This is a genomic window from Telluria sp. LT1R51-2 (assembly GCF_059685775.1).
Genome location: NZ_JCASIM010000001.1, coordinates 2,790,044 through 2,808,812 on the forward strand (window position 1 = coordinate 2,790,044; position 18,769 = coordinate 2,808,812).

Annotated in this window: 17 protein-coding genes; 1 reads left to right on the forward strand and 16 read right to left on the reverse strand. The window is 62.8% G+C overall.

Annotation, left to right across the window (positions count from 1 at the left end):
• Position 1 precedes the first annotated feature (1 nt).
• From AC56LH_RS12265 to ndk, 15 genes are all read right to left on the reverse strand, one after another.
• The gene (locus tag AC56LH_RS12265) at positions 2-1,318 is read right to left on the reverse strand and encodes an adenylosuccinate synthase (protein WP_183555412.1); all 1,317 of its coding nucleotides are present in this window, start codon (positions 1,316-1,318) and stop codon (positions 2-4) included.
• 3 nt (positions 1,319-1,321) lie between these two features.
• Positions 1,322-2,476 carry an ATP phosphoribosyltransferase regulatory subunit gene (locus tag AC56LH_RS12270; protein WP_183555413.1) on the reverse strand — a complete coding sequence of 385 codons (1,155 nt, stop codon included), beginning with the start codon at positions 2,474-2,476 and terminating at the stop codon, positions 1,322-1,324.
• Positions 2,477-2,747: 271 nt separating this feature from the next.
• Positions 2,748-3,626 carry a protease modulator HflC gene (gene hflC, locus AC56LH_RS12275; RefSeq protein WP_499580127.1) on the reverse strand — a complete coding sequence of 293 codons (879 nt, stop codon included), beginning with the start codon at positions 3,624-3,626 and terminating at the stop codon, positions 2,748-2,750.
• Entirely contained in the window at positions 3,626-4,912 is a 1,287-nt protein-coding gene (gene hflK, locus AC56LH_RS12280) for an FtsH protease activity modulator HflK (RefSeq protein ID WP_499646381.1), read from the reverse strand. The genes hflC and hflK overlap by 1 nt, the downstream gene beginning before the upstream one ends.
• Positions 4,913-4,916: 4 nt before the next feature.
• A complete protein-coding gene (hflX, locus tag AC56LH_RS12285) occupies positions 4,917-6,140 on the reverse strand; it encodes a GTPase HflX (protein ID WP_499648463.1) in 1,224 nt (407 codons plus the stop codon).
• 32 nt (positions 6,141-6,172) lie between these two features.
• A complete protein-coding gene (hfq, locus tag AC56LH_RS12290; protein ID WP_183555416.1) occupies positions 6,173-6,412 on the reverse strand; it encodes an RNA chaperone Hfq in 240 nt (79 codons plus the stop codon).
• Positions 6,413-6,559: 147 nt separating this feature from the next.
• The gene (gene der, locus AC56LH_RS12295) at positions 6,560-7,897 is read right to left on the reverse strand and encodes a ribosome biogenesis GTPase Der (RefSeq protein ID WP_183555417.1); all 1,338 of its coding nucleotides are present in this window, start codon (positions 7,895-7,897) and stop codon (positions 6,560-6,562) included.
• 6 nt (positions 7,898-7,903) lie between these two features.
• Positions 7,904-9,058, reverse strand: coding sequence for an outer membrane protein assembly factor BamB (bamB, locus tag AC56LH_RS12300; protein ID WP_499646384.1), 1,155 nt, complete (start codon positions 9,056-9,058; stop codon positions 7,904-7,906).
• A gap of 85 nt (positions 9,059-9,143) precedes the next feature.
• Complete coding sequence (locus tag AC56LH_RS12305) at positions 9,144-9,830, reverse strand: YfgM family protein (protein ID WP_499646386.1); 687 nt, start codon at positions 9,828-9,830, stop codon at positions 9,144-9,146.
• Positions 9,831-9,876: 46 nt separating this feature from the next.
• On the reverse strand, positions 9,877-11,229 hold the full coding sequence (gene hisS / locus AC56LH_RS12310) for a histidine--tRNA ligase (protein WP_499646388.1): 1,353 nt from the start codon (positions 11,227-11,229) through the stop codon (positions 9,877-9,879).
• A 46-nt stretch (positions 11,230-11,275) separates the two neighbouring features.
• Positions 11,276-12,577, reverse strand: coding sequence for a flavodoxin-dependent (E)-4-hydroxy-3-methylbut-2-enyl-diphosphate synthase (gene ispG / locus AC56LH_RS12315; protein ID WP_499646390.1), 1,302 nt, complete (start codon positions 12,575-12,577; stop codon positions 11,276-11,278).
• Positions 12,578-12,600: 23 nt separating this feature from the next.
• Positions 12,601-13,605 carry a RodZ domain-containing protein gene (locus tag AC56LH_RS12320; RefSeq protein WP_499646392.1) on the reverse strand — a complete coding sequence of 335 codons (1,005 nt, stop codon included), beginning with the start codon at positions 13,603-13,605 and terminating at the stop codon, positions 12,601-12,603.
• Positions 13,606-13,632: 27 nt separating this feature from the next.
• Complete coding sequence (pilW, locus tag AC56LH_RS12325; RefSeq protein ID WP_499646394.1) at positions 13,633-14,442, reverse strand: type IV pilus biogenesis/stability protein PilW; 810 nt, start codon at positions 14,440-14,442, stop codon at positions 13,633-13,635.
• Positions 14,442-15,611, reverse strand: coding sequence for a dual-specificity RNA methyltransferase RlmN (gene rlmN, locus AC56LH_RS12330; protein WP_258835036.1), 1,170 nt, complete (start codon positions 15,609-15,611; stop codon positions 14,442-14,444). Before rlmN ends, pilW begins: the two co-directional genes overlap by 1 nt.
• A 126-nt stretch (positions 15,612-15,737) precedes the next feature.
• Complete coding sequence (gene ndk, locus AC56LH_RS12335; RefSeq protein ID WP_183555425.1) at positions 15,738-16,163, reverse strand: nucleoside-diphosphate kinase; 426 nt, start codon at positions 16,161-16,163, stop codon at positions 15,738-15,740.
• A gap of 252 nt (positions 16,164-16,415) precedes the next feature.
• Here ndk and AC56LH_RS12340 point away from each other — a divergent pair, with 252 nt between their 5' ends.
• The gene (locus AC56LH_RS12340) at positions 16,416-17,099 is read left to right on the forward strand and encodes a Bax inhibitor-1/YccA family protein (protein ID WP_499646396.1); all 684 of its coding nucleotides are present in this window, start codon (positions 16,416-16,418) and stop codon (positions 17,097-17,099) included.
• A gap of 261 nt (positions 17,100-17,360) precedes the next feature.
• Here the strand turns inward: AC56LH_RS12340 and rlmD are convergent, their stop codons facing one another.
• Positions 17,361-18,731 carry a 23S rRNA (uracil(1939)-C(5))-methyltransferase RlmD gene (rlmD, locus tag AC56LH_RS12345; protein WP_499646398.1) on the reverse strand — a complete coding sequence of 457 codons (1,371 nt, stop codon included), beginning with the start codon at positions 18,729-18,731 and terminating at the stop codon, positions 17,361-17,363.
• Between the last annotated feature and the right edge of the window lie 38 nt (positions 18,732-18,769).

Here is an 18,769-nt window from a genome sequence, read left to right on the forward strand (position 1 = left end):
GTTAGGCCGCGAACGGGTGGCGCAGCACGATCGTTTCTTCGCGGTCAGGACCGGTCGAGACCATGTCGATCGGCACGCCGACCAGTTCTTCGATGCGCTGGATATAGGCGCGGGCGTTGGCCGGCAGCTCTTCCATCGACTTGGCGCCGACGGTGCTTTCGGTCCAGCCTGGCATCTCTTCGTACACTGGCTCGCAGCGGGCTGCGTCTTCAGCGCCGACCGGGAAGATGTCGACCGCGCGGCCGTCGATCTTGTAGCCGGTGCACAGCTTGAGCGACTCGATGCCGTCCAGCACGTCGAGCTTGGTCAGGCACATGCCCGACACGCCGTTGATCTGGACCGAGCGGCGCAGCAGCGCGGCATCGAACCAGCCGCAGCGACGGGCGCGGCCCGTGACGGTGCCGAACTCGTGACCCACGCGCGACAGGTGCTCGCCGACGCCAGCGTCGGTTGGCAGTTCGGCCGGGAACGGGCCCGAACCGACGCGGGTGGTGTAGGCCTTGGTGATGCCCAGGATGTAGTGCAGCATGTTCGGACCGACGCCGGCGCCGGCAGCGGCATTGCCGGCCACGCAGTTCGACGAGGTGACGAACGGATAGGTGCCGTGGTCGACGTCCAGCAAGGAGCCCTGTGCGCCTTCGAACAGCAGCTTGCCGCCGGCTTTGTGCGCGGCGTACAGGGCGGACGACACGTCGCCGACCATCGGACGCAGGCGTGGCACGAGGGCCATCGCGTCGTCGAACGTGGTCTGGAAGTCGATCGCTTCCGCGCCCAGGTAGTTCACCAGCACGTGGTTGTGGTAATCCAGGTTCTCTTTGAGCTTCTCGGCAAAGCGCTCTGCGTTGAGCAGGTCGGCGATGCGGATGGCGCGGCGGGCGACCTTGTCTTCGTAGGCCGGGCCGATGCCCTTGCCCGTGGTGCCGATCTTGTTCTCTCCACGCTTGAGTTCGCGTGCCTTGTCGATGGCGACGTGGTACGGCAGGATGATCGGGCAGGCTTCCGAGATCATCAGGCGCGAGACGACTTCGACGCCGGCCGCGGCCAGCTTGTCGATTTCGCGCATGACGTCCGGCACCGAGACCACGACACCGTTGCCGATGTAGCAGGCGACGCCTTCGCGCATGATGCCCGACGGGATCAGTTGCAGCGCGGTTTTCTGGCCCTTGATCACCAGGGTGTGACCAGCGTTATGGCCGCCCTGGAAACGCACCACGCCAGCGGCGTGGTCGGTGAGCCAGTCGACGATCTTGCCCTTGCCTTCATCGCCCCACTGGGTGCCGATGACAACGACGTTCTTTGCCACGTTAGTATTTGACATCACTTAACCTAAGTTTTTGAGAATCCAATTTCCACTTTCGAGGACGAGTACGCGGTCGCACTCGAACTCGTCCTGAACATTGTCGTGACCCGGCATGCTCTGGATCACGACTTCGCCTGCCTTGCGCAGGTCAGCGATTTTTTCCTTCAGCTCGGGGGCATTGCCCCACGGCGCGCGAATGGAATGTTTGCGCTCGGCCATCGGCAACAGCCGGGCCAGTTCGCGCAGGTCGAGCGAGAAGCCCGTCGCCGGACGTGCACGGCCGAATGCTTCGCCCACATGGTCGTAACGACCGCCGCGCGCCACCGCATTCGGCAGCCCCGTCACGTACAGCGCGAACATGGCGCCGCTTTCATACTGATAGCCACGCAGGTCGGCCAGATCGATCGCGATCTCGGCGCGGCCCAGCGCGCCGGCGGCCAGCGCCGCCAGTTCGGCCAGTGCGCGCTGCACGCCCGGCAGGGCCGGCAGTGCGTCGCGGGCTTCGGCCAGCACGTCGATATTGCCGTACAGGCGCGGCAAGGCCAGCAGCGCCTTGCGGGTCTGCGGGTAGTAATTCTGCGAGATGGCGTCCAGGCCCGGCGCATCCTTGGCGCGCAGCAGGCTGTAGAGCTGGTTCTCGTCGCGCTTGGCGGCCGGGTCGTCGTCGAGCAGTGCGCGCAGCACGCCGACGTGGGCCAGGTCCAGACGCACGTTCGTGAAACCGGCCAGGGCCAGCGAACCAAGGGCCAGTTCCTGGATCTCGGCATCGGCTTCCAGGCCCGCATGGCCATAGATCTCGGCGCCGATCTGCATCGGCTCGCGCGTGGCGTGCAGACCCGACGGGCGGGTATGCAGCACGCTGCCGGCGTAGCACAGGCGGGTGATCGAGTCGCGGTTGAGCAGGTGCGCGTCGATGCGCGCGACTTGCGTGGTCATGTCGGCACGCAGGCCGAGCAGACGGCCCGACAGCGGATCGACGACCTTGAAGGTTTTCAGGTCGGTGTCGGCACCGGCGCCGGCCAGCAGCGAGTCGAGATACTCGAGCAGCGGCGGCATGACCAGTTCGTAACCGTAGAGCCGGAAGTTGTCGAGCATCAGTCGGCGCAACTCTTCGATCTTGCGCGCTTCGGACGGCAAGACATCGGCGATATTTTCAGGCAATAGCCAATTCGGCATGGGCAACGACGTTATGGGTTTGGGGTAGTCAATGGCAAGCTTCGTACGACAGGCGTGCCAGCGCACGACGCGAACGCCGAATCGGTGATTTTAACCGAAAACCACCAGATTGAGGCAGCGAAAGCGGGACTGGCGGGGGTCAAGGTTGATAATCTGCCACGATGCCGGACAGTACGGGCACTGCCTGCCGCAGACGACACTGGGGGAGCAAGACCGATGGCCCTGCTCCCCCAGCTTGTCCAATTACCCCCGCAACGATGCGGGAACAGCGTTATTTACCGCCGCCTGCCGGCGCCTTGAAGTACTTGAAGAACTCCGAGTTCGGATCGACGACAAGCACGTCGCTGCGATCCTTGAAGCTCGCACGGTACGCTTCGAGCGAACGGTAGTAGCGCGCGAATTCCGGGTTCTTGCCGAACGCCTCGGCGTAGATGGCCGATGCTTTGGCATCGCCGTCACCCTTGACTTTTTCAGCGTCGCGGAACGCTTCGGCAATGATCACGGTGCGCTGACGGTCGGCGTCAGCGCGGATCTGCTCGGATTCGGCAGCACCGGTCGAACGCGATTCGTTGGCGACGCGGACACGCTCGGCGCGCATGCGTTCGTACACTGAGTTGATGTTCTGCTCGGTGTACTCGACGCGCTTCAGGCGCACGTCGACGATGCCAATGCCCACTTCCTTGGCTTCGGACACCAGCTTGGCCTGCACCGCTGCCATCACGGCTGCGCGCTGGCCCGAAATCACTTCACGCACGGTGCGCTTGGTGATCTCGTCGCTCAGCGCTGCCTTGATGACCTGCGACAGCCGGTTCTGCGCGCGCGTTTCGTCGCCTGCAAAGCTGACGTAGTAGAGGCGCGGATCGCTGATGCGCCACTTGATGAACGAATCGACCAGCACGTTGCTCTTCTCGGACGTGATGAAGCGGTTCACGTCAGGCGTGTCGAGCGTCAGGATGCGCTTGTCCATGTAGACCACGTTCTGGAACGGTGGCGGCAACTTGAAATGCAGGCCCGGCGTGTCGATCACTTCCTTGACCTGGCCGAGCGCGAACACGATCGCGAAGCGGCGCTGGTCGACGACGAAAATGGTGGACGACAGCAGCATCAGTGCGATGAAGCCGGCCACGAAGATGGTAACGAGGCGGTTCATTAACGGGTCTCCCGATCACGTGAGGAATCACGGCTGCGCTCATCACGCTGGCGCACCGCTTCCAGGGCCTGGGTCACTTCGGCCGGCTGGGCAGTGCTTGGCACCTGCACCGGACCCGACTTGCTGCCGACCTGGGCATCGTTGGCCGCAACCTGCTGCATCAGCTTGTCGAGCGGCAGGTACAGCATATTGTTGTTGGCACGCGAGTCGATCATCACCTTGGTGGTGCTGGAGAAGATCTGCTGCATCGTGTCGACATACATGCGGTCACGGGTCACACCCGGGGCCTTGGCGTAGGCAGCGACGACCTGATCGAAGCGCGATGCATTACCCGTCGCGTTTTCAACCACCATCGAGCGATACGCTTCGGCGTCCTGCTGCAGGCGGAACGCCTGGCCGCGCGCGGCCGGAATCACCTGGTTGGCATACGCTTCACCTTCGTTGCGCGCGCGTGCACGGTCCTGGCTGGCGCGCACGGCGTCGTCGAACGCGTTCTGGACCTGCTCCGGCGGTTGTACACCCTGCATCGTCACGTTGCTGATCAGGGCGCCCAGTTTGTAGCGATCGGTGATCGTCTGGATCAGCGTCTGCACATCGGCTGCGACTTTCTCGCGGCCTTCGTACAGGACGAAGTCCATCTTGCTGCGACCAACCACTTCGCGGATGGCCGTCTCGGCTGCCTGGCGCACGGTGTCGTCCTGATCGCGGTTGTTGAAGACCCAGGCAACCGGGTCTTTCAGCGTGTACTGGACCGCGAACTGGATGTCGACGATGTTTTCGTCATCGGTCAGCATCAGCGACTCTTGCGACTGCTTGTTGCTCGCCGTGCCACGGTAGCCGATCTCGGCCGTACGGATCGTCGACACATCGACGATCTCGTGCGCCTGGATCGGGTATGGCCAACGCCAGTTGAAACCCGGCGTGGTCGTGTGGCTCAATTGACCGAATGTCGTGACCACGGCCGTCTTACCCTCTTGCACGATGAACGCGCCGGAGGCCAGCCAGATGAAGCCGACGATGATGGCAATCACGCCGGCACCGATGCCAGCGCCGCGCATCTCTCGGTTCGGGCCACCGCTGTCGCCGCCGCCGTTGTTGTTGCCGCGGTTGCCGAACATCTTGTTGAGACGCGCATTGAAATCGCGCCACATCTGGTCGAGGTCGGGCGGACCGTCACCCGGACGGCGACCGTCCTGAGCCTTGCGGTCATCTTCTGGGTTACGGCCCCAGCGTGGGTCGTTCAGCGACAGTTTGACGCCGAATCTTTTTAGTATGGAAACAAACATAGGCTTAGCGTGGCCCGACAAGGGTGGAAGTTGGCAGATGGTCGGCAGGACTTTCGGGTAGCGCGCCAGGCAGTGCGTCCACCGACGCATCGTCCTCGGCGAGCTCGAAAGCTTCGTCCTGTTCTTCGTTTTCCGGGGTGGTCCGGTAGCTTTGGCCAGGCGCGGATCGGGCCGTTTCGGCGATCGCCGAACGCAGCAGATCCAGGCCGGCGCCGCTATGGGCACTGATAAACACCCGGTTGATCTTATCATACTCATCACGCTCGACTTCGGGCTCCAGGCCCGCCGCATCGATCTTGTTCCAGACCAAAATTTGGGGAACATGATCGGCGCCGATCTCGCGCAATACCTCGTTGACCTGCTCCACCTGCTCCATGCGCGTGGGCGACGCGCTGTCGACCACGTGCAGCAGCAGGTCGGCGTGGATCGTCTCTTCGAGCGTGGCGCGAAACGCCGCCACCAGCTGGTGCGGCAAGTCGCGCACGAAGCCGACCGTGTCAGAGATCACGACACTGCCGACGTCGTCGCCCAGATACATGCGGCGGCTGGTCGTGTCGAGCGTGGCGAACAACTGGTTCGCCACGTACACGCCGGCCTTGGTCAGCGAATTGAACAGCGTCGACTTGCCGGCGTTGGTGTAGCCGACCAGCGAGACGGAGAACGTGTTATTGCGGCCGCGCTGGCGGCGCTGAGTCTCGTGCTGCTTGCGCAGCTTGGTCAGGCGCGCGCGCAGTGCCTTGACCCGCTCGCCGATGAGCCGGCGGTCGGTCTCGAGCTGGGTTTCACCCGGACCGCGCAGGCCAATACCGCCCTTTTGGCGTTCAAGGTGGGTCCAGCCGCGGATCAGGCGCGTGGCCAGGTGCTGCAACTGCGCCAGCTCGACCTGCAGCTTGCCCTCGTGGCTCTTGGCGCGCTGCGCAAAGATATCGAGGATCAGGCTGGTACGGTCGACAACGCGCAGTTCGAGACGACGCTCGAGGTTACGCTGCTGGGCAGGCGACAGTGCGTGATTGAAGATGACGATGTCGACGCCAAGTGCCTTGGCGTCGAGGGCGATTTCATCGGCCTTGCCGCTGCCGATGAAGAGTGCGGGATCGGGGCTCGAGCGCTTGGCCGTGATCGTGGTGATCGGGTCGGCGCCAGCGGAGCGTGCAAGCAGGGACAACTCTTCGAGACTGGCGTTGAAGTCGCCAGTCCCGAAGTCGATGCCGACCAGGGCTGCGCGCATGAGCGGCGTGCCGGGGGCGTCAGCCATCGGCCTTACTCGGCTTCGCTGGAGTCAAGATTGAGGTTGACGGCGCGGGCCGGCACGACGGTGGAGATGGCGTGTTTATAGACCATCTGGGTCACGGTGTTGCGAAGCAAAACGACGTATTGGTCGAAGGATTCGATATGACCCTGCAGCTTGATACCGTTGACCAGGTAGATCGAGACAGGGACGTGTTCCTTGCGCAAGGCGTTGAGGAATGGGTCTTGTAACAGTTGCCCTTTGTTGCTCATAACAGCTCCGTGATGTTGTTGTAGTTAAAAGTTTGAGGCGATTTGCCGATTTTCAAGTAGTCATGCCACATGGGTGAGGCCATATTCTGCCAAAGCGAATGCGGCCCTGAACTACTGTAACCTGTTTCGCCACTTTTTGTCGTACTGCTACGGCTTCGCGAACGGGTTCTTGCCACTGCGCAGTTCGATCCGCAGCGGTGTGCCGACCAGGCTGAACGTCTCGCGGAAATGCTTCTCGAGATAGCGCTTGTACGGCTCGCTGATCCCGTCCAGGGCATTGCCGTGGATGACGATGATCGGCGGGTTCTGACCACCCTGGTGGGCGTAGCGCATCTTTGGACGGCCCGAGCCCTTGCGCTTCGGCTCCTGCTTCTCCACGGCCTCTTGCAGCGCGCGCGTCAGGCGCGGCGTCGACAGGTTGGCGGTGGCGGCGGCGTAAGCAGCCTCGACCGATTTCATCAGTTGCGTGATGCCGGTGCCGCGCAGTGCCGAGACAAAGTGCGTGTTGGCAAAGCTCAGGAAATCGAGCTTGCGGTCGAGATCGATTTTGACTTCGTCGCGCTCGTCGGTTTTCAGGCCATCCCATTTGTTGACGGCCACGACCAGCGCCCTGCCCGACTCCAGGATGAAGCCGGCGATGTGCGCGTCCTGCTCCGAGATGTCTTGCTGGGCATCGAGCAGCAGCACGACGACGTTGGCGTCGGCGATCGACTGCATCGTCTTGACGACCGAGAACTTCTCGATGGCTTCGAAGATCTTGCCGCGACGGCGGATACCCGCGGTGTCGATCAGCGTGAACTTCTTGCCGTCGCGTTCGAACGGTACTTCGATCGAGTCACGCGTGGTGCCTGGCATGTCGAAGGCGATCACGCGCTGCTCACCCACCAGCGTGTTGATCAGGGTCGACTTGCCCACGTTCGGGCGGCCGACGATGGCGATCTTGATGCCATGGTCGACGTGCTCGAGTTCAGCCGGTTCGTCCGGCCGTGCGGCAAACGCAGCGTCGAGGGCTTCGACCACGAGGTCGGTCACACCATCGCCGTGGGCGGCGGAGATGACATACGGGTCGCCCATGCCGAGTTCATAGAAGTCGGCCGTGACGGCCGTGTACTTCATGCCTTCGGACTTGTTCACGACGAGCATGACCTTGCGACCGCTCTTGCGCAGGAAATCGGTGATGGTCTTGTCGTGCGGGGTCAAGCCCTGACGACCGTCGACGATAAACACGACCACGTCGGCTTCGGCGACGGCCTGGCGCGTTTGCAGCGCCATTTCGTGCATGATGCCTTCTTTGGCGACCGGCTCGAAACCGCCTGTGTCAATGACCAGGAATGGTCGTTCGCCAATGCGGCCTTCGCCGTAGTGGCGGTCGCGCGTCAGGCCTGGCATGTCGGCCACCAACGCGTCGCGCGAACGGGTCATGCGGTTAAATAAGGTCGATTTCCCGACGTTGGGTCGACCTACGAGTGCGATTACCGGCTTCATGTTTTCTTATTCGACCGCGATGGCGGTCACAGTTCCGTTTTGTGTTTGAAAAATCAGGTTTGTGCCGGCCACCAGCGGCGTGCCCACGATCGGGCTCCCGTCGGTTGCGGCGCGCGCCAGGAAAGAGCCATCTTCGCGCGACAGGAAGTGCACATAGCCTTCGTAGTCGCCGACCGCGACGGCGCGGCCATACGACAGCGGGGTCGACAGGCGACGGAACGACAGTTTGTCGTTCTTCCAGCTGCTGGCGCCCGTGTCGCGGGTGAATGCATTGAGTGCTCCCTTGTCGTCCGGTGCGAACACGAACAATTGGTCGACGGCCACGCCGACGCTGGAAGACAGGTCACGCGTCCAGCGCGCCGAACCGGTCACCAGGTCAAAGCAGCCTACGCGCCCCTGGTAGGAAGCGGCGCACACCTCGTTTTCGAACAGCACCGGGGCGCCGCCGATATCGGTGACGCGCTCCAGTTCGGTCGCGCCGCGCGAGATGCCGACCTCGACGTCCCAGCGCGGTGCGCCGGTCGCGATGATCAGTGCGGACAACTTGCCGCCTGGCTGCGCGACGATGACGTCGGTGCCGGCCACGATCATGCCCGGCGCATTGCGCAGCGTCAGCGGCGGCGCGACCTTCTGCACGGTCCATTTCTTGCTGCCGTCGGTTGCATCGACACCGACGATGCGGTTGTCGATTGAACGGGCAACGACGATGCCTTGCGACACGACCGGCGCCGACAGGATCTCGCTCGACAGCTGTGTTTTCCAGAGCAGCTTGCCATCCATGTTGTAGCCCATCAGGATGCCCTTCTCGCCGCCGACGACGATCAGGTTGCCATCCGTGCCCACGCCCGCCGACAGGTCGCTGTCGGCCTTGACGCGCCACAGCTGCTTGCCGGTGGCGGCATCGACGCGCGCAATGGCGCCATCGGCCGCGGCCACGACGAGCGTGTTGCCGGTGAGCGCAGGCGAGAACTGGTAGCCCTTGGCCTTGCCGATGTCGAGTTTCCATGCGGTGCGCACGGCCATGCTGCCCTTGAGTTCGACAAGCTTGGCGGGTTGATCGCCCTTCTTGTCGGATGCAAATGGATTGAGCGAATTGAGGGTCGAGCAACCCGTCATCAGGGCCAGTACGCCGACGCCAACAAGCTTGCTGCTAATACGCATTATGTTCTACCTTGTTCCTGGACTATAAAGGACGCAAAGCCCGCGGCCGCTGGGAGGCGGACGCGGGCCATCTCATGCGAAAAATTTACGCAGCCGCTTTCTGGTCTGCGGCTGGCGCTTGGCCGGTCTTCTTGTCTGCCGGCACGGTGCCGCCAATGGCTTCGAGTTTGACCTGCACCAGTTGACGGGCCGGGCTGGCGGCATCCATCGCGGCCAGTGCGGCGACGTACGCAGCGCGCGCTTCGTTCAGCTTGTTCTGGCCGACCAGCACATCGCCCTTGCGGTCGTTGACTGACGCGGTGAACTGCGGCAGGAACGTGCCGTTCAAGACTTTCAGCGCCTCGTCGAAGGCGTTTTCGTCGAGCAGCACGCCAGCCAGGCGCAGCTTGGCGATCGACTTGTATTCGTCGTTGCCGTTGTCGGCCGCCCATTGCAGCTGGGCCTTGGCAGTCTTGAGGTCGTTCGCATCGAAGGCCGTCTTGGCCGCGGCCAGAGCTGCCATCTGCGTGTACGGCGAGTTCTCGTACTTGGCGCGGATGTCGCCGGCGATACGCTGCACCTTGGCATTGTCATTGGCCAGCAGCGACGTCTGCAGTTCGTCGTACAGCGCCGAAGCTTCGATCGACTTGTTGGCCTGGTGGGTCTTCCAGAAATTCCAGCCGGCGAACGAACCGAGCGCCAGGATCAGGACCCAGACGATGATGTTGCCGTATTTCGACCAGAACGCTTTGAAGGAATCAAGCTGTTCCTGCTCTTGGTGATCGTATGCCATGTGCGTTTCTTGTAGTGAGTGGATGGAATGCGTCGTACGACGGGTGTTAATGCTTATGGATGTGATCGTGGTCGTGACCGCAGTGTTCGTCATGCACGTGCGCGCCGGTGATCTGGTCGACCAGATAATCGACCACTTCCAGGAACTGCACGGTGCTCTGCTGCTGCTCGCCGATCTCGCCGCGCATCGTCTTCACGGCGGCGGTTTCGTTGGCGACTTCGTCCTCGCCAATGATCACGGCAAACGCTGCGCCGGACCCGTCCGCCTTCTTCATCTGGCTCTTGAAGCTGCCGGCACCCGCTGGCGTTGCGCAATGTAACACAACATCCAGCCCGGCATCCCGAATGCGCTCGGCCAGGATGAAGGCTTGCAGCTGCGCCTTCTCGCCCTGATGGACCATGTAGACGTCGCATTGGTTCGGCTCGGCCGGCTCGCCCATCGCCTTCATCAGCTCGATGATGCGCTCCATGCCCATCGCGAAACCGACGGCCGGCGTGGCCTTGCCGCCAAAGGTTTCCACCAGCGGATCGTAGCGGCCGCCAGCGCAGATCGTGCCTTGCGAGCCGAGTGCATCGGTGACCCACTCGAACACGGTGCGGTTGTAATAGTCCAGGCCGCGCACGAGGCGCGGGTTCACCGTGTACTGCACCGCGTTCTGGTCCAGCAGGAACTTGACGCCGTTGAAGTGCGCCAGCGATTCTTCGCCCAGATAATCAAGCAGGCGCGGAGCCGCGTTGACCATCTCCTGCATCGCCGGATTCTTGGTGTCGAGGATGCGCAGCGGATTGCTGTGCAGGCGGCGCTTGGCTTCGGCATCCAGGATGCCCTCGTGCTGCTCGAGGTAGGCGATCAGGTCAGCGCGGTGACGCTGGCGCTCTTCGGCATTGCCGATCGAGTTCAGCTCCAAGCGCACGTTCTCGATGCCCAGGTCATCCCACAGGCGCCGGCACATCATGATCAGCTCGGCGTCGATGTCCGGGCCCGAAAAACCGATGGCTTCGGCGCCGAACTGGAAGAACTGGCGATAGCGGCCGCGCTGCGGACGCTCGTGACGGAACATCGGGCCCTTGTACCACAGGCGGCGCGGGCCGTCGTAGACCAGATTGTGTTCGAGCACCGCGCGCACGACGCTGGCGGTGCCTTCCGGGCGCAGCGTGAGCTGGTCGCCGTTCATCGAATCTTCGAACGAGTACATCTCTTTTTCGACGATGTCGGTCACGGCGCCAATGGCGCGCGAGAACAGGCTCGTCTGCTCGACGATCGGCGTGACGATCTTATGGTAGCCGTAGCTTTTCAGGATCGTTTCAGTGGTGTTCTCGAACAATTCCCACAGCGGTGCATCGCTGGGCAGGATGTCGTTCATGCCTTTGATGGCGACGATTTTTTCTGGTTTGGACATGGTAAGTAAACTCTTCGATCACCGCGTGCTGGCGCCGCGGCGGATTTTATTGTGCGACCGACTCGCGGCTGTAATTCTTCTTCACGTAATCGAGCACGATCGTCTGGAACTCTTCGACGATCCGCTCGCCGCGCAGCGTGGCAAACTTCTGGCCATCGACAAACACTGGCGCCGCCGTCGATTCGCCCGTGCCCGGCAAGCTGATGCCGATGTTTGCGTGCTTCGATTCGCCCGGACCATTGACGATGCAACCCATCACGGCCACGTTCATGCCTTCCACGCCCGGATACGTCTTTTTCCACTCCGGCATCTGGTCGCGCAGGAACGTCTGGATATTGTCCGCCAGCTCCTGGAACACGGTCGACGTCGTGCGGCCGCAACCCGGGCACGCGATGACCATCGGCGTGAATTTGCGCAGGCCCATCGTCTGCAGGATTTCCTGACCGACGATGACTTCGCGCGTACGATCGCCACCCGGCTCCGGCGTCAGCGAAATACGGATCGTATCGCCGATGCCCTCTTGCAGCAGCACCGACAGCGCGGCGGTCGAGGCAACGATGCCCTTGCTGCCCATGCCCGCTTCGGTCAGGCCCAGGTGCAGCGGGTAGTCGCAGCGGCGGGCCAGCTCGCGGTACACGGCGATCAGGTCCTGCACGCCCGAGACCTTGCACGACAGGATGATCTTGTCGCGTGCCAGGCCCACTTCTTCAGCGCGGATGGCGTTTTCGATGGCCGACGTGATCAAGGCTTCGTACATGACGGCCTGGGCCGACCATGGATTGGCGCGCAAGGCGTTCTCGTCCATGATGCGCGCCAGCAGCGACTGGTCCAGGCTGCCCCAGTTCACGCCGATACGCACCGGTTTGTCGTACTTCGCGGCGATCTCGATCATCTGGGCGAACTGGGTGTCGCGCTTGGCGCCCTGCCCCACATTGCCCGGATTGATCCGGTATTTCGACAGCGCCTGCGCGCACTCGGGATAGTCGCGCAGCAGCAGGTGGCCGTTGTAGTGGAAGTCGCCGACCAGCGGCACATCGACTTCCATGCGGTCGAGCTGGGCACGGATCGCCGGCACGGCCGCTGCGGCTTCCGGCGTGTTCACGGTGATGCGCACGATCTCGGAGCCGGCACGTGCCAGCTCCTTGATCTGGATCGCGGTGCCGATCGCATCGGCGGTATCGGTATTGGTCATCGACTGGATGACAACGGGTGCATCGCCGCCGACCCACACCTGGCGCGCGCCGTGCGCGACCAGGACCTTGCGGCTGGCGCGGCGGGCCATCGGGCCCGACGGAATGGCGGCGGCCGATGCGAACTCGGGGATTGGGGCTTCGTTCAAGGAATTCATGTTGGTTCCAGCGAGTGATCAGCTTATTTCAGGGCCACGCGTGCGATGGTCTTGCCCGGCTGCTGTGGCAGCGGGACGTTGGTGCCGCGAAGTGTCGCGGTCACGGCGCCCGGCACGCCGACGGTCAGATTCACGGGACCGGCGACTTCGACCGACTCGGTACTGCCGGCCTTGACCAGGCGCGAGATCAGTGGACGACCGCCGCCGCTCGGGCGCACTTCGATCCACGAATCGGCGCGCACGTTCAGCACCAGGGTGTTGACGCCGGCCGCAGCCGGTGCCACGGCAACCGGTGCCGGCGTCGCGGTAGCCGGTGCAGTGACCGGCGCCGCGGCAGGCGCAGCAGCAGGCGCGCTCGGCGTGGTTGGTGTCTTCGTCGTTGGCGCGCCAGCCGGGGCCGTACCCTGGCTCGATGGCGACGGCACCGAGATGAGCGGCACGGACGGATTGATCAGGCCCTGCTGGACCGGCGCAGCGGCGCCTGGGGCAGCAACACCTGGCGCCACGACGCCGGCAGCCGGATTCTCGAGCACCATCGTATCGCCCGATTCGACATCGCGGTTCAGACTTGGTATCAGGTTGAACTGCCAGGCCGCAACTGCGGCACCGGCGACCACCACGACAGCGGCGATCCAGCCCAGCGGCAGGCTGCGGCGCTTGCCATTGATCGGGAACCGGGTTTCCGAGAACGCCGCCGGTTTCTGTTCACGGCGCGCAGCAGCCATCGCCGACTGGGCGCCGGCGCGGGCTTCCGGCGGCATGTTCAGTTCGATCATCGACACCAGTGGCGCCGCGTCGATGCGCAGCAGCTTGGCGTAGGCGCGCACGAAGCCGCGCGTGACGGCCGGGCTGGGCAGCGAGGCGTAATCGCCCGCTTCCAGCGCCAGCACCTGGCGCGGCGCCAGCTTGAGCTGGTCGGCAACCTGCTCGACGCTCCAGCCCATGGTTTCGCGCTGGGATTGCAGGGTCTTGCCAGGGATGCCGGACGCGTTGCCCGGTGCGGCTGGCTGGTCTGCTTGCTCGTTCATTGTCCTTGTCCTTGTCCTTGTTCTTCTTTACTCACCAAACGCCCCGCGCTCGTACGCTGCGTACTCGGGCGAACCGGGGAAGCGGCGCCGCAGCTGGGCTGCCAGCGACGCTTCATGGGTCCGGTCACCCGCCTTGCGGCCAATGCGCATAGCAAGCCACAGCGCATCAGCCGGCAGCGTCTCGAGCTTGGCTGTCTCGAGCAGGCGGTTGATGAAAAAACCGGCGCGCTCAAGGTCGCGCCGCTCGTAGTACACCCGCGCCAATCCGGTATTGACCGTCGGCAGACCGGGGTTCAGACGCAAGGCTTCGAGCAGATAGCGCTCGGCCGCATCGTTGTTCCGGTTCTTGATGCTGCACACGCCCGCATTCACCAGCGCGCTGAGCGGCGTCTGGTACGTGGGGTTCTTCAGTGCGGCATCGAAATAACGCATCGCTTCGGCCGGGCGGTTGACCGACTGGCACAGGAACGAACCGAAGTTGTTTGAAAACTCGGGGTCGTTCGGGCGCAGGCGCAGCGCCTGCTGGTAATTCTCTTCAGCCAGCGGATACTGGCCCATCGACGTGTAGACCAGCGCGCGCAAGCCGTAGGCATCGGCGTAAGCCGCATCGGCCGCCAGCGCCTTCTTGATCTCGTCGAGCGCGATCTCGTACTTGCCCTGCTGGTAATAACCGACCGCCAGTTGAATGCGGATCGACGCACGCTTCTCGCCCGCCGTCTGGTCCGACGCCGTCTTGAGCTCGCCTGTGCTACCCGACCCGCTGCCCGCGTTGCTGGCGCATCCGGCCAGCAGGGTCAGGGTCGAGGCGAGTGCAAGCGCGGCGGCGGCAAGCTTCATCAGGTCGGGATCTCCACGATGCGCCCGAAGTCGGCGCCAAACTTTTTCTGGTACTCGGCCATTTTTTCCATGCGCTCGACCACCCGGGTGCGGTCCTTGACCTCACCGGCCAGCTGGCCGCAGGCAGCGTCGATATCGTCGCCGCGCGTCTTGCGCACGGTGGTGACGATGCCGGCATCCATCAGCACCTGGGCAAACGCCTTGATGCGGGGATTCTTGGAGCGGAACAGGCCGGACTCGGGGAACGGATTGAACGGAATCAGGTTGAACTTGCAGTTCACGCCCACGACGGGGTCGTTGACCAGTGCGATCAGTTCGCGTGCGTGCTCGTCGCTGTCGTTGAAGCCGTCGAGCATGCAGTATTCAAAGGTGATGAAGTCGCGCGGTGCAAACTCGAGATAGCGCTTGCAGGCGGCCATCAATTCGCGCAGCGGGTATTTCTTGTTCAGTGGCACCAGGATATCGCGCAGCGCATCGTTCGACGCGTGCAGCGACACGGCCATGGCCACCGGCACGTCCTGCGACAGCTTGTCGATATTCGGCACCACGCCCGAGGTCGACAAGGTAACGCGGCGGCGCGACAGGCCGTAGGCGTTATCGTCGAGCATCAGCTTGAGCGCGGTAACGGTGGGTTCGTAGTTCAGCAGCGGCTCGCCCATGCCCATCATCACCACATTGGTGATCTGGCGTTCGCCTTTCGGGCCCGGCTCGATGCCTTTGGTGCGGCGCAGCTCGAACTCGGCCATCCACAGCTGGCCGATGATTTCGGCGACTGTGAGGTTACGGTTGAAGCCCTGCTTGCCCGTCGAGCAGAAGCGGCAATTGACGGCGCAGCCGGCTTGCGTGGAGATGCACAGCGTGCCGCGGTTTTCTTCCGGGATGAACACGGTTTCGACCGCATTGCCATTGCCGACATCGACCAACCACTTGCGCGTGCCGTCGGTGGACGTGTTGTCGCTGACGATGGCTGGTGCGCGCACTTCGGCGCGCGTGCTCAGCTTTTCACGCAGCGATTTGGCCAGGTCGGTCATGCTGTCGAAGTCCGCGGCGCCAAACTGGTGGATCCAGCGTTGGAGTTGCTTGGCGCGGAACGGCTTCTCACCCAAGTCGGCGCAATACGCGACGAGTTGCGCGGGATCGAGGTCCAGCAGGTTGGTGAGCGTCGTCATGGCAAAAATTCCTCAGTTTCAGCACCCGCTCGCATCGGCCCTTGGCCGCAGGCGAGCGGGTTACTCATTGCATTAGTCCGGGGAGAATGCTCCGGGGCGCGCCCGGACTGCGCTCCCCCTTACTAATTAACGCGAGTAGACGTTCAGTGCCGGGAAGTAGTAAGCGATTTCCACAGCAGCGGTTTCGGCAGCGTCCGAACCGTGAACAGCGTTGGCATCGATCGAATCGGCGAAGTCAGCGCGGATGGTGCCGGCGTCAGCTTTCTTTGGATCGGTTGCACCCATCAGGTCGCGGTTTTTCAGGATCGCGCCTTCGCCTTCGAGGGCGGTGACCATGACTGGGCCCGAGATCATGAACTCGACCAGGTCCTTGAAGAATGGACGTGCAGCGTGCACAGCGTAGAAGCCTTCGGCTTCAGCGCGCGACAGTTGCACCATGCGTGCAGCGACGATCTTCAGGCCAGCTTCTTCGAAACGGCTGTAGATTTTGCCGATCACGTTTTTTGCGACTGCGTCAGGCTTGATGATGGACAGGGTGCGTTCGATTGCCATGAGAAAACTCCAATAAAATGAAAGGTTTAGAACTGAGCGATGAAAACAAACTTTGGGACTCAATTAACCTTCAATTTTACCATATCCGACCCGAAAAGCTCATATTGCGGTGGCGGTCGGCAAGGTGGTACAGTGGCGGCAAACTTACGTCCAGCTTCTTGATTAAACTTCATGCTCGTTTAAGTCACATGTTATAGGATGATAGGTAGTTGCTGTACAGTACCTGCAGTTATTCATTTCTCCGGAGGCACTATGTATCCTAGTACCCAAAGTACCATCGACCTGACCAAAGGTGGCCAGGCCTCGCGTAACAAAGTGCTACGCAATACTTACTGGTTGCTGGCGCTGTCGATGATCCCGACCGTGGCAGGCGCCTTCCTTGGCGTATCCATGGGCGTGGCGCTGTTTAGCGGTATCCTCGGCTTCGTGATCTTCATGGCCGTCGCATTCGGCTTCATGTGGGCGATCGAGAAGAACAAGGATTCCGGTCTGGGCGTTGCCCTGCTGCTGGGCTTCACGTTCTTCATGGGCCTGATGCTGGCCCCGCTGCTGACGCACACGCTGAAGTATTCGAACGGTGGCAGCCTGATCATGACCGCCTTTGGCGGCACCGCGATCGTGTTCGCCGTGATGGCCAGCATCGCCACCACGACCAAGCGCGATTTCTCGGGCATGGGCAGCTGGCTGATGGCCGGTGTGGTCGTGCTGCTGCTGGCAGTCGTCGCCAACATCTTCCTGCAGATGTCGGTGCTGTCGATTGTGATCTCGGTCCTGGCGATCGGTATCTTCTCGGCCTTCATCCTGTATGACGTGCAACGCATCGTCAACGGCGGCGAAACCAACTACGTCACCGCCACGCTGTCGATCTACCTGAACGTCTTCAACATCTTCTCCAGCCTGCTGCGCCTGCTGGGCATCGTGGGCGGCGACGACTGATCGTCCCCTGCCCCGATAAAAAAACCGGCCACTGGCCGGTTTTTTTTCGCCCTCTACTTTTCACCCACAGCCGGGGTCAGGTCTGACATTCAGACACGACCTCAGCCTCAACTACCTGCAATGGTGTCTAGCCCATAATTAGCATGGCCCGATGCCGGCTAGCTCCGACTGCTAAACTGTCGAGCCCGTGTCCGAATGTCAGACCTGACCCCGGCTTTGCAGTCGAGCTCGTGTCCGAATGTCAGACCTGACCCCGGCTGTTCAGGTCCAGTCTTCTGCGGGGACTGGTTTCTCGCCAAGTTCGAACACGCCGATCGATTCCACGTGCGACGTGTGCGGGAACATGTTGACGACGCCTGCTTTTGTCATCACGTAGCCGGCTTCGTGCACGAGGATGCCGGCGTCGCGTGCCAGTGTCGACGGGCTGCACGAGACGTAGACGATTCGCTGCGGCATCAGGTGCTCGTGGGTCGCGCGCAGCTCGGCTAGCGCTTGCGCCAGCGCCATTGCGCCATCGCGCGGCGGGTCGATCAGCATGCAGTCGAAGCGGCCCAGCGCCACCAGGTCTTCTTTGGTGATGTCGAACAGGTTGCGGGTCGAGAACGACGTTTTCGCGGCCAGGCCGTTGGCGCGGGCATTGTCCAGCGCGCGCTCGGTCAGCGCCGTGCTGCCTTCGATGCCGACGACCTCGCGCGCCTGGGTCGCCAGCGGCAGCGTGAAGTTGCCCAGGCCGCAGAACAGGTCGGCAACGCGGTCGGTCGGCTGCACGTCCAGCAGGCGCAGCGCCTTGGAAACCAGCACGCGGTTGATCTGGTGGTTGACCTGGGTGAAGTCGGTCGGCTTGAACGGCATGCGGATACCGAACTCGGGCAGCGTGTAATACAAGTCGGTGCCCAGCGGATAGTAAGGATGCGCCGAATCGGGGCCCTTCGGCTGCAGCCACCAATGGATCTGCCATGTGTCGGCGAATGCCTTGAGCAGGGTTTCGTCCTGGCGGCTCAGCGGCGCCATGATGCGCAGCACCAGCACCGTCGATGCCTCGCCGATCGCCAGCTCGATCTGCGGCACGTGGTCGATCACCGACAGCGCGGCAATCAATTCGCGCAGCGGCACGATCAGACGCGCGACGTGGTCGGGCAGGATTTCGCAAGTGACGATATCGGCCACCAGCGCCGAGGATTTCTCGTGAAAGCCCACCATCACGGTGTTTTTCTTCGGCACGTTACGCACCGACAGGCGCGCGCGGTAGCGGTAATCCCAGGTCGGGCCGTACATTGGCCGCAGGATGGTCTCGGCCTTCACCTTGGCGATGTGCTTGAGGTTATCTTCGAGCACGCGCTGCTTCATTGCCACCTGCGCGCCCGGCTCCAGGTGCTGCATCGAGCAGCCGCCGCAGTCACCGAAATGGATGCATTTCGGCTCGACCCGCATCGACGACGCGCGCTGCAGCGTGACCATGCGGCCCGCTTCCCAGTTCTTCTTTTTCTTCAGCGTCTCGTAACTGACGCGCTCGCCCGGCAGCGCGCCTTCGACGAAGACGACTTTACCCGGGGAGCCGTCGGCGTTCTCGAGGTGGCCAACGCCGCGCCCGTCCATGTCGAGGGATTTGATGTCGATGAAAATGTCGTGCATGGGCGATCAGAAAGGAGTGAACGTCGGGAGGAGGATGC

What these genes read in the sequence shown, in the direction of transcription:
- hflX (WP_499648463.1), bottom strand. Translation starts at nt 6,140, where the DNA reads ATGCGCGCAGCCCTGGTCGGCATCGACTTCGGGACTGGCGACTTCAAC.
- AC56LH_RS12305 (WP_499646386.1), bottom strand. Translation starts at nt 9,830, where the DNA reads ATGGCATACGATCACCAAGAGCAGGAACAGCTTGATTCCTTCAAAGCG.
- AC56LH_RS12265 (WP_183555412.1), bottom strand. Translation starts at nt 1,318, where the DNA reads ATGTCAAATACTAACGTGGCAAAGAACGTCGTTGTCATCGGCACCCAG.
- hflC (WP_499580127.1), bottom strand. Translation starts at nt 3,626, where the DNA reads ATGAACCGCCTCGTTACCATCTTCGTGGCCGGCTTCATCGCACTGATG.
- pilW (WP_499646394.1), bottom strand. Translation starts at nt 14,442, where the DNA reads ATGAAGCTTGCCGCCGCCGCGCTTGCACTCGCCTCGACCCTGACCCTG.
- AC56LH_RS12320 (WP_499646392.1), bottom strand. Translation starts at nt 13,605, where the DNA reads ATGAACGAGCAAGCAGACCAGCCAGCCGCACCGGGCAACGCGTCCGGC.
- rlmN (WP_258835036.1), bottom strand. Translation starts at nt 15,611, where the DNA reads ATGACGACGCTCACCAACCTGCTGGACCTCGATCCCGCGCAACTCGTC.
- hflK (WP_499646381.1), bottom strand. Translation starts at nt 4,912, where the DNA reads ATGTTTGTTTCCATACTAAAAAGATTCGGCGTCAAACTGTCGCTGAAC.
- AC56LH_RS12270 (WP_183555413.1), bottom strand. Translation starts at nt 2,476, where the DNA reads ATGCCGAATTGGCTATTGCCTGAAAATATCGCCGATGTCTTGCCGTCC.
- rlmD (WP_499646398.1), bottom strand. Translation starts at nt 18,731, where the DNA reads ATGCACGACATTTTCATCGACATCAAATCCCTCGACATGGACGGGCGC.
- hisS (WP_499646388.1), bottom strand. Translation starts at nt 11,229, where the DNA reads ATGTCCAAACCAGAAAAAATCGTCGCCATCAAAGGCATGAACGACATC.
- ispG (WP_499646390.1), bottom strand. Translation starts at nt 12,577, where the DNA reads ATGAATTCCTTGAACGAAGCCCCAATCCCCGAGTTCGCATCGGCCGCC.
- AC56LH_RS12340 (WP_499646396.1), top strand. Translation starts at nt 16,416, where the DNA reads ATGTATCCTAGTACCCAAAGTACCATCGACCTGACCAAAGGTGGCCAG.
- der (WP_183555417.1), bottom strand. Translation starts at nt 7,897, where the DNA reads ATGAAGCCGGTAATCGCACTCGTAGGTCGACCCAACGTCGGGAAATCG.
- bamB (WP_499646384.1), bottom strand. Translation starts at nt 9,058, where the DNA reads ATGCGTATTAGCAGCAAGCTTGTTGGCGTCGGCGTACTGGCCCTGATG.
- ndk (WP_183555425.1), bottom strand. Translation starts at nt 16,163, where the DNA reads ATGGCAATCGAACGCACCCTGTCCATCATCAAGCCTGACGCAGTCGCA.
- hfq (WP_183555416.1), bottom strand. Translation starts at nt 6,412, where the DNA reads ATGAGCAACAAAGGGCAACTGTTACAAGACCCATTCCTCAACGCCTTG.